The sequence below is a fragment of the Bacillus sp. SIMBA_005 genome (genome assembly GCF_046535585.1).
GTDB classification, from domain to species: domain Bacteria; phylum Bacillota; class Bacilli; order Bacillales; family Bacillaceae; genus Bacillus; species Bacillus pumilus.
In genome coordinates this window covers 45,022-56,702 of the sequence record NZ_JAWRWI010000001.1, presented here as the reverse complement: position 1 = coordinate 56,702, position 11,681 = coordinate 45,022, and the positions used below count along the sequence as shown (strand labels likewise).

Genomic DNA, 11,681 nt, shown 5'->3' with positions numbered 1-11,681 from the left:
TTTTCAACAAAAACATTACACATCCTTTTCACATCGCATTTATTGCTTGATCTCATTGTTATGTAGTTTGCCTCTTTTAGTCCTTTTCACCCATTTTCCTCTAAACAGGTGCAAGCTCACTATGCAGCATTTCCCTCTTTTTCATATGATATCAAGAGTTTTCCTCAAAAGATGAGTTCTTTCGTCAAGATGTGAGAAGAACTGCACTTTTGATAATAGATTGATTATTTGAAAAATTATTACAATTGACCCTTTCCGATCAAAAGTTTCTTTTATACAATAACATTACGCAGCCTGAATCTACTTTGAAAACAAAATAAGGAGGGCTTTCTTATGAAAGGTGAAATTCGCTTAATTCCGTATGAAGTAAAAGCCAATGTGATGGAAGCGAAAGAGACGCCGGAAAGTATTCAGGAGATTAAAGCACCCGAACTTTGGTCAAGTGGCTTCAAAGGAAAAGGCATAACCATTGCTGTCCTTGATACAGGTTGCGACACGGAGCATCCCGACTTAAAAGATCAGATTATCGGAGGCAAAAACTTTACCGATGATGACAACGGAGATGCTGAAAATGTGAAAGACTATAACGGACATGGTACCCATGTAGCAGGAACGATTGCTGCTACAGATCAAAATGGTGGAATTTTAGGGGTTGCCCCTGAAGCAAAGCTGCTGATCGTGAAAGTTCTTGGCGGCGAAAATGGCAGCGGGAAATATGAATGGATCATTAACGGGATTAACTATGCCGCTGAGCAGAAGGTGGATATTATTTCTATGTCTCTCGGTGGTCCAAGCAATGAGCCCGCCTTACAGGAAGCCATTCAAAACGCGGTAAAAAGCGGAGTACTTGTTGTGTGCGCAGCAGGAAATGAAGGGGACGGAGACGAGCGTACGGAAGAGTTCTCCTACCCAGCAGCATACAATGAAGTCATTGCCGTCGGCTCTGTCTCCCTTGCAAGAGAATCCTCTGAATTCTCCAACGCCAATAAAGAAATCGACCTCGTCGCTCCAGGAGAAGACATTTTATCCACTCTCCCTAACCATAAATACGGCAGACTGACAGGCACCTCAATGGCCGCCCCACACGTAAGCGGTGCACTAGCCATTATAAAAAATGCCGAGGAAGAAGCGTTCCAGCGCAAGCTGTCAGAGCCTGAGGTCTATGCTCAGCTTGTCAGAAGAACCCTGCCACTGAAGCAGTCGAAAGCCCTCGTTGGGAATGGATTTTTATATTTAACTGCACCTGATGTGCTTTTAGAAAAGACATTGGAAGCAGATCTTTTATCTCTATAACTTGAATAGAGGTCCTGAGAATAGATCGAATTTTCTCAGGATTTTTTTAATTAAAATTATTCAAAATTTACTTTGACGAAATGAAGTGGACGTTATATAATCGAACACAATAAATTCATAGTTTGAGAGTCGGTAATTCGAATCACACATCGAATTTTAATTGGGAAGACCGGTGAAAATCCGGCGCGGTCCCGCCACTGTGAGTGAGGAGAGCTTTTCTTATGAATCCACTGTCATAAGGACGGGAAGGATGAAAAGCTTGCAGATTCACCAGCCAGGATACCAGCCGCTCTATCACATCAAACCCCCTACGATTGATAGGAGATGTCGGAAAAAAGCGTCAGTTCTGCTCACGCCTTATTTCGCACACACATTTTGTCTTTTTAAACCAGACATTTGCCCTCATCAATCTTCACCATGAGTGTAAGTGTCTTTTTATATTTAGAGGAGGAATTGGAATTGACAATTGTTAAAACAAGTAATCTAGGTTTTCCGCGAATTGGTTTAAACAGAGAATGGAAAAAAGCACTTGAGTCTTATTGGAAAGGTCAAACAGACCGCGAAACCCTCTTAAGCACACTTGATGAACAATTTTTAGTTGCCATTAAAACGCAAATTGATCAACAAATTGATGTTGTTCCTTCTGGAGACTTTACCTTCTACGATCACGTGCTCGATACTGCTGTTATGTTCAATTGGATTCCAGAGCGCTTCCGCAGCTTAAAAGACCCGCTAGATACATACTTTGCGATGGCAAGAGGAACAAAAGATGCTGTCTCAAGTGAAATGACAAAATGGTTTAATACAAACTATCACTACATCGTTCCAGAATACGAAAAAAGCACCGAATTCAAACTCACACATAACAAACCGCTTGAAGCTTACGAAAAGGTGAAAAAGGCGTTTGGTGTTGAAACAAAACCTGTTGTACTTGGTCTTTATACATTTGTCTCACTTTCTAAAGGCTATGAACCAAATGAAGTAAAAGAGATTCAGCAGCGTCTCATCCCACTTTACACTCAGCTTTTAAAAGAACTTGAAGAAGCCGGCGTCAAATGGGTACAAATTGATGAACCAGCACTTGTCACAGCTTCATATGAAGACGTGAAAGCCGTCAAAGAAATCTATCAAACGATCAAAGAAGCCGTACCTGCCTTAAATATTCTTCTTCAAACATACTTTGATTCAGTAGATGCGTATGAAGAGCTAGTCACATATCCTGTTGAAGCCATCGGTCTTGATTTTGTCCATGATCAAGGGCGCAATCTTGATCAAGTGAAAAAGCACGGCTTCCCGAAAGACAAAATTTTAGCAGCAGGCATCATTGATGGAAGAAATATTTGGAAATCAGATCTTGGCGAAAGATTGTCATTCGTTTCTGAGGTTATTGCTGACGCTCAGCCGAAGGAAGTATGGCTGCAGCCATCAAGCAGTTTGCTGCATGTACCCGTTGCAAAACACCCAAGCGAACAGCTTGAAGAAAAACTATTAAACGGACTGTCTTATGCTACTGAAAAGCTGGCTGAATTAACAACATTAAAAGAAGGCTTAACAAAAGGCGCCGCAGCGATTGAAGCCGCCATCAATGAAGCCAAACAAGCACTTCTTACTTTAAAAGAATTTGCAAAAGGAACCAATGCGGATTTCACAAAAGAACGCAACAATCTTTCATCGAAAGACTTTAAACGTCCAGTTGCCTTTGAAGAGCGCCTTCGTATCCAAAACGAATCTCTTGAACTGCCGCTCTTGCCAACAACAACCATTGGCAGCTTCCCGCAGTCTGCTGAAGTGCGAAGTGCTCGTCAAAAATGGCGTAAAAATGAATGGACAGATGCAGAATATGATGAATTTATTAAGGAAGAAACAAAAAGATGGATTGATATTCAGGAGGAAATCGGTCTGGACGTTCTCGTACATGGAGAATTTGAACGTACAGACATGGTTGAATACTTTGGTGAAAAACTAGCCGGATTTGCCTTTACGAAATTTGCTTGGGTACAATCCTACGGATCACGCTGCGTGAAGCCGCCAATTATTTATGGAGATGTTGAGTTTACAGCGCCAATGACCGTGAAAGAGACGGTTTACGCACAAAGCTTAACGAAGAAAAAGGTCAAAGGAATGCTGACAGGTCCTGTCACGATCTTAAACTGGTCTTTCCCAAGAACAGATATCTCTCGAAAGGACATTGCCTTCCAAATCGCTTTCGCATTACGTAAAGAGGTAGAAGCGTTAGAAGAAGCAGGAATTCAAGTCATTCAAGTGGATGAACCTGCACTAAGAGAAGGTCTTCCGCTCAAAGAAAGTGATTGGGCAGACTATTTAAACTGGGCAGCAGAGTCATTCCGTCTATCAACATCATCTGTTCAAAATGAAACGCAAATTCATACACATATGTGCTACAGTAACTTCGAGGATATTGTCGATACGATTGAAGACCTTGATGCCGATGTGATCACAATTGAACATTCACGCAGTCATGGCGGATTCCTCGATTATTTAGAGAAACATCCGTATTTGAAAGGACTTGGTCTTGGGGTATATGACATCCATAGCCCGCGCGTTCCATCTGTCGAAGAAATGAGTCAAATCATTGATGATGCATTGAACGTATGCCCAACAGATCGCTTCTGGGTGAATCCTGATTGTGGACTAAAAACGAGACAAGAGCCTGAAACCATTGCTGCTTTGAAAAACATGGTGACGGCGGCTGAAGTCGCTCGTAAAAAGCTGACGCAGCATGCATAATTGATTTCCTCTCCCCTGCTATCCTGGCGGGGGATTTTTTATGCGTAAATTGTCCTGATTGACCATCTACTAGAAGGTTTCCTTTTCTAGCATGATTCGTTTATACTAGAGAAGTCAGACGAACAAAGGGAGGAAGACAATGAATCACGAAGATTTTTTACAACGCGCAATTGACCTTGCAGTAGAAGGAGTCAATAGTGGTACTGGCGGTCCTTTTGGAGCAGTCATTGTCAAGGATGGACAGATTATTGCCGAGGGAAGCAACAATGTGACAACAACGAATGATCCAACCGCACATGCTGAGGTCACAGCCATTCGAAAGGCGTGCCAAACGCTGAATACATACCAATTAGAAGATTGTATTTTATATACAAGCTGTGAGCCTTGTCCGATGTGCCTTGGCGCTATTTACTGGGCTAGACCAAAAGCGGTCTATTTTGCTGCTGGACATCAGGATGCGGCAGTTTCTGGTTTTGATGACTCATTTATTTATGAAGAAATCAATAAAGATTACGAATCAAGAAATATTCCATTTTATCAGCTGACACTTCAAAAAACCCTTGCACCATTTGAAGCATGGGCAACATACGAACAAAAGAAAGAATATTAAAAAAGACACCTGCTCATGAGCAGGTGTTTCTTTTTTCAGAGTGATAGAGAACCTTTTTATTCAGCCACTTCAAGCTCTACTTCGATGTTCCCTCTTGTTGCTTTTGAATATGGACAGAATTCATGCGCAGCCTCGACTAGCTCTTTCGCTTTGTCATGGTCAAGGCCTTTTGCAGATACAATCAGCTTGACACCAAGCTTAAATCCGCCATCACTTTCATCTTTTAACAGACTGACATGTCCCTCGACTTCTGATTCAATGTCGATCCCTTGCTTTTTCGCTACTTGTTCAAGTGCCCCTCCGAAACAAGCTGCATAGCCCGCTGCAAATAATTGCTCTGGATTCGTACCAGTTTCTCCGTCTTTCTTTGCATTAGGCATGACAATGTTATGATCGAGCACACCATCTTCTGAGCGAACATGTCCAGCTCTTCCGTGTTGTGCCTTTACTTTTGCTGTGAATAATGGTTTCATCTTTATCTCCTCCTTTATCTATTTATTCCTTTCACGTTCTATCCATTTCTCAAACATTTATCGCACATTAAATAATTTTTCGTTTTTGGGCTGTATTTATTTTAAAAAAGAAGAAAATCTTATACAATAATAAGTATGACAAAAAATAGTTGGTGACTGACATGACAAATGAATTCGAGCACATGAAGCTGGAAAATCAGCTTTGTTTCTTGTTATATGCAAGTTCAAGAGAGATGACGAAGCAGTATAAACCGTTATTAGAAGAGTTAGACATTACGTATCCGCAATATTTGGCACTGCTTTTATTGTGGGAGCATGGGACATTAAATGTGAAAACGATGGGTGAGCTTTTATATTTAGACTCCGGTACACTCACACCTATGCTGAAACGGATGGAGCAAAACGGACTCATCATCCGCGAGCGCTCAAAAGAGGATGAACGTTCTGTGCAAATTCGTTTAACGGAATATGGAGGGCAGCTAAAAGAGAAGGCTACTTCAATTCCATTTCAGATGCTGTCTGGGACAGGCAGATCGGAAGAAGAGTTAAAAACGCTGCGCGCCTCTTTACATGAGCTTTTGCAAAAATTAACACAATCAAAAGGCTGAGGGAATATTCCCTCAGCCTTTTATGATATCAATTATTGTGCGACAGCTACTAATTCTACTTCGATATTTCCTTGAGTTGCTTTTGAATATGGGCATACGCCGTGTGCTTTATGAACAAGCTCATCTAATGCTGATTGCTCGATTCCAGTTCCTTTTACTTCTAACTTAACGCCTAGTTTGAAGCCGCCATCTGAACTGTCTTTTACTAAACTCACATGTGCTGTTACTTCGCTTTCAAAACGGATACGCTCTTGTCTTGCGACCATTTGAAGGGCTGAATCAAAACATGCAGAGTAGCCTGCTGCAAATAATTGCTCTGGATTTGTTGCTTTTTCTATTTTTTTCGCTCTTGGTGTTCCAGGCATTGCTACATCATGCTCAAGCACTCCATCAGTTGAAACAACCTTTCCTTCTCTTCCTCCGACAGCTGATACCGTTGCAGTAAATAAAACTTCTGACATGTATATAACCCTCTTTCTCTCCAATAATATTTGCTACAATTGAATTGTACACAATTTAAATTTAAGAGTCAACGAATACACACTCTTTTTTTAAGATTTCCTTCTTGCCTCTCTTTTATGTAGACAGTAAAAAAAGCCCTTTAATAAGGGCTTTTAGATGATGTCATGCTGCGCATTTGGTTGTTGTAGCGTATGGTTTCTGTTATCCGGGTCGGCATTTGCTGCTGCCAGCCATAACGCCAAGATGGTGATGCTTGTACAGACGACTGCCCATTTTTTAAAATTCATATAAACAATCCCCTCTCTGAATATAGATTCGAGCATGTTCTGCTTCTCCGTAGAACGCGGAAGATTTTTCATAATCTTCCATTTCATTATAATACTTTGCGGTGTCTAATGCCAGCTCCTCTATATCTGGATATGCATAGGCAGACTCTAAAAAATGAAAAATTCGTTTAATATGCTCCGCATCTTGCTTTAAATACAATGCTTCTAAAAATATCGTCTTTTGAATATGAATGTCATCCTGAAGTGCTTCTGCTCGCTTCATACATTCTTCTCTGTAGTGTAAGGCTTCTTCGTGTTTACCTTGTTTGTATAATATCTGAGCGGCTGTATAAAGAGGGTCTATGGATCGACGAAGGTGATCAGATTGATTTTGGTCAAATAACGAGATGGATTCTTTCATTAGTTCGAGTGCGCGGTCAAGATCCCCCATTCGGTAATAACTGTTGCCCATATTAAACAAAGAGGAAGCAATAAAACGCACATTTTGAAAGTCTCTTGATCTCGCAAGCGCTCTCTCGAGATGTGGTAATGCCTTTTCATGTCTTCTCATATCATCATAATTACCTGCCACAATAAATTCGCATTGGATCGTGCGAAGCGCATATAGCTCGTGCTGAATATAGACATCCAGCGCCAGTTTGGCATGATGCATCGAGATATGTGTTTGTTTCATGTGATAATATATTTCTGACATTTTAAAATGAAATTCCGCACGTTCAATATCATCTGACACAAAAGAAAGCTTGTGCTCTGCCTTTTGATAAGACGAGATGGCAGCAATATACTGCCTACGGCCAAATTCATACATGCCTCTGAAAAAATGATAGTAGTATTCAAGCATGCCTGTGACATGTGTTTGATGCTCATCTATTTCTTTCGAAAGCTCGGAAAAGTTGGCGCGAAGCTTTCCTTCCTTTAATGGCTTTAAATAATCGAGCATGACCTCATGTCTGAATTCCATTAAAGAAAAATAGAGAAGCAAATTCTGATCTTCTTCCATTGAATCAAGAGAGGTGCGAATTTCCTGCTTTAGTTGTTCTGCTTGTTCTGAATCAAATCTGCGGATTAATTCATACCACTTGTTGATTTTCACTCCAATATCCGAAGAGGGAATGATTTTCGCCATACGTTGCCTTCTCCAATCTTTTCAAAATATAAAACATTACCATATTTTATCATACTTGACCGAAGAAATACAAAAATGAAAGGAAAAAGAGAGCCTATTGTCACAAGACTCTCTTTTGAATTCGTTATTCTCTTATTTGTCCTTGACCGCGAATGACAAACTTTTCAGAGGTTAAGGCAGGCAGACCCATAGGTCCTCTTGCATGCAGTTTTTGTGTGCTAATCCCTATTTCTGCTCCGTAGCCAAATTCAAAGCCATCTGTGAACCGAGTAGAAGCATTATGATAGACAGCGGCAGCGTCGACAGCTGTTAAGAAAAGTGACGCATTTTGATCATTTTCCGTAATGATCGCTTCAGAGTGCTTGGAACTATACGTTTGTATATGCTGAATCGCTTCTTCTATGCTCTCTACGGTTTTAATACTGACAATCGGCGCTAAAAACTCTGTTTCATAGTCCTCTGTGCTCGCTAATGAAGCACCTTGCGCAAGGGCACATACAGCTTCATCGCCCCGTATTTCTACCCCATTTGCATGAAGGGCTTCAAATAATGAAGCGCCATATGTTTTTGCCCATGTTTCATGAATGACAATGCTCTCGATCGCGTTGCAAACAGATGGCCTTTGGGTTTTAGCATTCAGCACAATCTGCTCAGCCATTTCGTTTTTCGCTGTTTCATCAATGTAGATATGACAGTTCCCTGCCCCTGTCTCAAGCACTGGCACGGTAGACTCTCTCACGACAAGATCAATTAAATTTTTCCCGCCGCGCGGAATAAGAACATCCAAATATTCATTTAAAGTGAACAGCGTTTTCGCCGTTTCACGGCCTGTATCTTCAATCAATTGCACACTGTCTACTGGAATATCTGTTGTGTGAAGCGCTTCATGGATCACCTTCACAATCGCTTTATTACTATGAATGGCAGAGGAGCTCCCGCGAAGAATAACAGCATTCCCAGTTTTCAAACAAAGGGTGGCAGCATCTACAGTCACGTTTGGTCTTGCTTCATAAATCATTCCAACCGTTCCAAGAGGCACACGCACCTTTTCAATGAACAAACCGTTTTCTTTTCGAATGGTTTCTAATGTTTCACCAATTGGGTCTTTTAGGTGAATGAGTTGAAGGGTCGCGTCTGCGATGGCTTCTATTCTCTCTTCTGTGAGTGTAATCCGGTCAATAACAGAAGGCGTGAACTGCTTTTCCCCGGCAGCCTGCACATCTTTTTTATTCTCATCGAGTAAATAAGCGGAAGATGCTTTAAGTGCCGTTGCGATGGCATGTAAAGCTGCATTTTTTTGTTCCGTCGTTTTTAGGAGCAGCTGATCTTTGGCTACACTTGCTTTTTTTGCTTTTTCAAGAACTTCATTCATCGTATTCCCTCCTCAGTTTTGTACATGCTGTACCCAGTGATCTCTGTGTATGACTTCAGGCTTCTCATTTGAAAGCTCATCACTTCGCAGTCCTTTAATACCGAGAAGCTCATCGGATGCGTACAAGGTTTGTCCTTTACCTACTAGCCCATTCGGACCGACGACTTCAACGACCTCTCCTTTAGAAAAGTCACCAGCGACATCAATAACTCCAGCTGGAAGAAGACTTCTCCCATGATGCAAAATCGCCGCTTCTGCTCCTGCATCTATCATGATTTTCCCAGAAACGGGTGAATGGAATTGAATCCACTGACGACGGTTGTTGATCGCTGATAAGTCCTGTTCTCCGATATACGTTCCGTCTCCTTGACCCGCAAGAATATGAAGCAGCTTATCTTCACCAGTGCCTGTACCAATGAAGACTTTCACGCCTAGTGAAAGTGCCGTTTGTGCAGCAGACAGCTTTGATTTCATCCCGCCTGTTCCCACTTTTGAGCCTGTACTCTTCGCATATGAAAACAATTCTTCTGAAATGTGTGTTAGTACATCAAAACGCTTCGCATCAGGATGCTCATTTGGATTTGCATTATAAATTCCGTTAATGTCTGTTAAGATGATCAATTGGTCTGCATGAATTAAACCGCTGACAAGAGCTGACAGCATGTCATTATCCCCAAAAGTAAGCTCCTCAATGGAGACAGAATCATTTTCATTAATGATCGGTAAAATTTTTCTTTCCAGCAGCTCCATCATCGTTGCGTAAGCATTTCGATATCTTGTTCGATCTGAAAAGTCATTACGGGTTAAAAGCATTTGTGCAGGTGTCATGTGAAACTGTGAAAATAGTTCTGTATATTTCTGCATTAACAAGCCCTGTCCAACGGCTGCTGCTGCCTGTTTTCCCTTTAAGGTCACAGGTCTTGATGGATACCCTAAGCTGCCAAACCCTGCTGCCACGGCTCCTGATGAAATTAAAATAATTTCATGCCCAGCCTCTTTCAGCTTTGCTATCGCTTTCACATGATCCTGCATTTTTTGTTCATCAATGGCTCCTTTTTGCTCTGTTAATGAACTGCTGCCAATTTTGATGACGATCCTTTGCTTTTTCATTATTGATTCCCTCCGCTATACCTTTAGGCACAAAAAAATCCCTTTTTCTCCTTATGTAAAGGACGAAAAGGGATTTTCCGTGGTACCACCTTCATTGAATAAGCATACTTCCAGCTTATTCCACTCAACTCCTGTAACGCCAGGCACGCGCTTAGATTTTTCCTCTAAGGCTCAAAGGGCAGGTTCAGCAGCTGTCTGCGGCAAATGTTTCAGCATGTCATTTGCTCTCTTTACGCATCAGTTCCTGCTTACTATTCCTTTTCAACGCTCGTTAATTTTTTTATATTATCACCAATTGCAAAGGAAAAGTCAAGCGGTCAATTAAATACAATCGTTTTATTCTCATGCACAATAATTCGATCTTCTAGATGCCATTTGACGGCACGTGCTAACACACTCCGCTCAATTGTTCGACCAATATTTTTTAGAGCTTCCGCATCATCCCGGTGATCTACACGCTCTATATCCTGTTCAATGATCGGTCCTTCGTCTAAATCATTGGTCACATAATGAGAAGTTGCGCCAATTAATTTGACACCTCGCTCATATGCCCGCTTATATGGATTCGCACCGATAAACGCTGGCAGGAAGGAATGATGAATATTAATGATTTTGTTCGGGTGCTGTTCTATAAAAGCAGGTGTTAAAATTTGCATGTATCTAGCAAGCACAATGGCATCAATATCATACTCTTCTAATAATGCGAGCTGCTGTTTTTCCGCTTCTTTGCGAATGTCTTTGTTCGCCTTCACAAAATGGAACGGGATTCCAAGCGCTTCTACTGTATCTTTTGCCGTTTCATGATTGCTGATCACGACCGCAATTTCAGCCATCAAATTGCCGCTTTGCCATTCCCATAGCAGCTCATGTAAACAATGAAGCTCTTTTGACACAAAGATTGCCAGCTTTTTAAGCTCACTTGCACGCGACATGCTCCACGTCATTTGAAAAGATGCTGCAATTGGCTCAAACTGCTGCTTCAGCTGATCCATATTTGCCGAGATATCTTTCCAATCAAATTCAATTCTTAAAAAGAACCGGCCGCTTTCATGGTCTGTTGTGTATTGGCTGGATTCAATGATATTTGCTCCGTTCTCAAATAAAAAGGAAGAAACAGCTGATACAATTCCAGGCTGATCCGGGCAGCTGACAAGCAATCTTCCTTTTTGCTCATGCTTTTGTCTGTGTAATTCAAGTTTCTCTGTTATCAAAGTTCTCATGTATCATGACCTCATTTACGTTTTCATTCTAATGAAATATTATACTGGACTGGAAAGAGAAAAAGCAATGTAGAGCCCCATTTTTTATTGAATATTCATTCAATTCTGCCCCTAGCGTGATATAATGTGAATAGACCTTTTATCATAAAAGGAGTGATGGAGATGAAAAGTATGACTTTGTTTGGAAAAGTGAGCTTTTGGCTCGGCATCGTTTGTCTGATCACAGGTATTTCCCTTTTTATAGCCGGTGAAAGACTCGTTCCTTTTCTCACATTTGGTGTGTGTTTTCTACTTGTGAGCCAGCTTTACCGCAAAAATGAAAACGATTCCAATCATCATTCGATGTAACAAAAGGCTGGCATCTATCTGCCA

12 protein-coding genes, 1 riboswitch and 1 other annotated feature are annotated in these 11,681 nt (G+C 41.2%); of the genes, 5 read left to right on the top strand and 7 right to left on the bottom strand.

What is annotated here, in order from left to right; translation table 11 throughout:
* Positions 1 to 333 precede the first annotated feature (333 nt).
* From SB660_RS00310 to guaD, 3 genes are all read left to right on the top strand, one after another.
* Positions 334 to 1,293 carry a S8 family peptidase gene (locus tag SB660_RS00310; RefSeq protein WP_012009704.1) on the top strand — a complete coding sequence of 320 codons (960 nt, stop codon included), beginning with the start codon at positions 334 to 336 and terminating at the stop codon, positions 1,291 to 1,293.
* 112 nt (positions 1,294 to 1,405) lie between these two features.
* A riboswitch (cobalamin riboswitch) is annotated at positions 1,406 to 1,598 on the top strand.
* Between the two features lie 154 nt (positions 1,599 to 1,752).
* Complete coding sequence (gene metE, locus SB660_RS00305; RefSeq protein WP_410580846.1) at positions 1,753 to 4,041, top strand: 5-methyltetrahydropteroyltriglutamate--homocysteine S-methyltransferase; 2,289 nt, start codon at positions 1,753 to 1,755, stop codon at positions 4,039 to 4,041.
* 139 nt (positions 4,042 to 4,180) lie between these two features.
* Positions 4,181 to 4,651: a guanine deaminase gene (gene guaD, locus SB660_RS00300; RefSeq protein ID WP_012009701.1), complete on the top strand. Its 471-nt coding sequence runs from the start codon at positions 4,181 to 4,183 to the stop codon at positions 4,649 to 4,651.
* A gap of 56 nt (positions 4,652 to 4,707) precedes the next feature.
* On the opposite strand, the gene ohrB is transcribed toward guaD, so the two are convergent.
* Positions 4,708 to 5,124 carry an organic hydroperoxide resistance protein OhrB gene (ohrB, locus tag SB660_RS00295; RefSeq protein ID WP_061407506.1) on the bottom strand — a complete coding sequence of 139 codons (417 nt, stop codon included), beginning with the start codon at positions 5,122 to 5,124 and terminating at the stop codon, positions 4,708 to 4,710.
* A gap of 161 nt (positions 5,125 to 5,285) precedes the next feature.
* On the opposite strand from ohrB, the gene SB660_RS00290 reads away from it, so the two are divergent.
* On the top strand, positions 5,286 to 5,732 hold the full coding sequence (locus SB660_RS00290; RefSeq protein ID WP_061407503.1) for a MarR family winged helix-turn-helix transcriptional regulator: 447 nt from the start codon (positions 5,286 to 5,288) through the stop codon (positions 5,730 to 5,732).
* Positions 5,733 to 5,764: 32 nt separating this feature from the next.
* Here SB660_RS00290 and SB660_RS00285 read toward each other — a convergent pair whose 3' ends face one another.
* The 6 genes from SB660_RS00285 to purU all read right to left on the bottom strand — a co-directional run bounded on the left by SB660_RS00285 (position 5,765) and on the right by purU (position 11,309).
* Positions 5,765 to 6,193 carry an organic hydroperoxide resistance protein gene (locus SB660_RS00285; protein ID WP_044138892.1) on the bottom strand — a complete coding sequence of 143 codons (429 nt, stop codon included), beginning with the start codon at positions 6,191 to 6,193 and terminating at the stop codon, positions 5,765 to 5,767.
* Between the two features lie 153 nt (positions 6,194 to 6,346).
* Positions 6,347 to 6,481: a hypothetical protein gene (locus SB660_RS00280; RefSeq protein WP_003211284.1), complete on the bottom strand. Its 135-nt coding sequence runs from the start codon at positions 6,479 to 6,481 to the stop codon at positions 6,347 to 6,349.
* Complete coding sequence (locus SB660_RS00275) at positions 6,471 to 7,607, bottom strand: Rap family tetratricopeptide repeat protein (protein ID WP_061407500.1); 1,137 nt, start codon at positions 7,605 to 7,607, stop codon at positions 6,471 to 6,473. The genes SB660_RS00280 and SB660_RS00275 overlap by 11 nt, the downstream gene beginning before the upstream one ends.
* A gap of 124 nt (positions 7,608 to 7,731) precedes the next feature.
* Positions 7,732 to 8,979, bottom strand: a complete 1,248-nt coding sequence (locus SB660_RS00270) for a glutamate-5-semialdehyde dehydrogenase (protein WP_061407497.1) — start codon at positions 8,977 to 8,979, stop codon at positions 7,732 to 7,734.
* A 12-nt stretch (positions 8,980 to 8,991) separates the two neighbouring features.
* Complete coding sequence (gene proB, locus SB660_RS00265) at positions 8,992 to 10,089, bottom strand: glutamate 5-kinase (RefSeq protein ID WP_180309119.1); 1,098 nt, start codon at positions 10,087 to 10,089, stop codon at positions 8,992 to 8,994.
* Between the two features lie 55 nt (positions 10,090 to 10,144).
* Positions 10,145 to 10,363, bottom strand: a binding site (T-box leader).
* Between the two features lie 43 nt (positions 10,364 to 10,406).
* Positions 10,407 to 11,309: a formyltetrahydrofolate deformylase gene (gene purU / locus SB660_RS00260; RefSeq protein ID WP_169056367.1), complete on the bottom strand. Its 903-nt coding sequence runs from the start codon at positions 11,307 to 11,309 to the stop codon at positions 10,407 to 10,409.
* A 162-nt stretch (positions 11,310 to 11,471) separates the two neighbouring features.
* Between purU and SB660_RS00255 the strand changes: the two genes are divergently transcribed.
* The gene (locus SB660_RS00255) at positions 11,472 to 11,657 is read left to right on the top strand and encodes a hypothetical protein (protein WP_058014194.1); all 186 of its coding nucleotides are present in this window, start codon (positions 11,472 to 11,474) and stop codon (positions 11,655 to 11,657) included.
* The last annotated feature ends 24 nt before the right edge of the window (positions 11,658 to 11,681 follow it).

Coding starts and splice junctions, on each gene's coding strand:
- SB660_RS00310 (WP_012009704.1), top strand. CDS start 334: ATGAAAGGTGAAATTCGCTTAATTCCGTATGAAGTAAAAGCCAATGTG.
- guaD (WP_012009701.1), top strand. CDS start 4,181: ATGAATCACGAAGATTTTTTACAACGCGCAATTGACCTTGCAGTAGAA.
- ohrB (WP_061407506.1), bottom strand. CDS start 5,124: ATGAAACCATTATTCACAGCAAAAGTAAAGGCACAACACGGAAGAGCT.
- SB660_RS00290 (WP_061407503.1), top strand. CDS start 5,286: ATGACAAATGAATTCGAGCACATGAAGCTGGAAAATCAGCTTTGTTTC.
- SB660_RS00285 (WP_044138892.1), bottom strand. CDS start 6,193: ATGTCAGAAGTTTTATTTACTGCAACGGTATCAGCTGTCGGAGGAAGA.
- SB660_RS00280 (WP_003211284.1), bottom strand. CDS start 6,481: ATGAATTTTAAAAAATGGGCAGTCGTCTGTACAAGCATCACCATCTTG.
- SB660_RS00275 (WP_061407500.1), bottom strand. CDS start 7,607: ATGGCGAAAATCATTCCCTCTTCGGATATTGGAGTGAAAATCAACAAG.
- SB660_RS00270 (WP_061407497.1), bottom strand. CDS start 8,979: ATGAATGAAGTTCTTGAAAAAGCAAAAAAAGCAAGTGTAGCCAAAGAT.
- proB (WP_180309119.1), bottom strand. CDS start 10,089: ATGAAAAAGCAAAGGATCGTCATCAAAATTGGCAGCAGTTCATTAACA.
- purU (WP_169056367.1), bottom strand. CDS start 11,309: ATGAGAACTTTGATAACAGAGAAACTTGAATTACACAGACAAAAGCAT.
- SB660_RS00255 (WP_058014194.1), top strand. CDS start 11,472: ATGAAAAGTATGACTTTGTTTGGAAAAGTGAGCTTTTGGCTCGGCATC.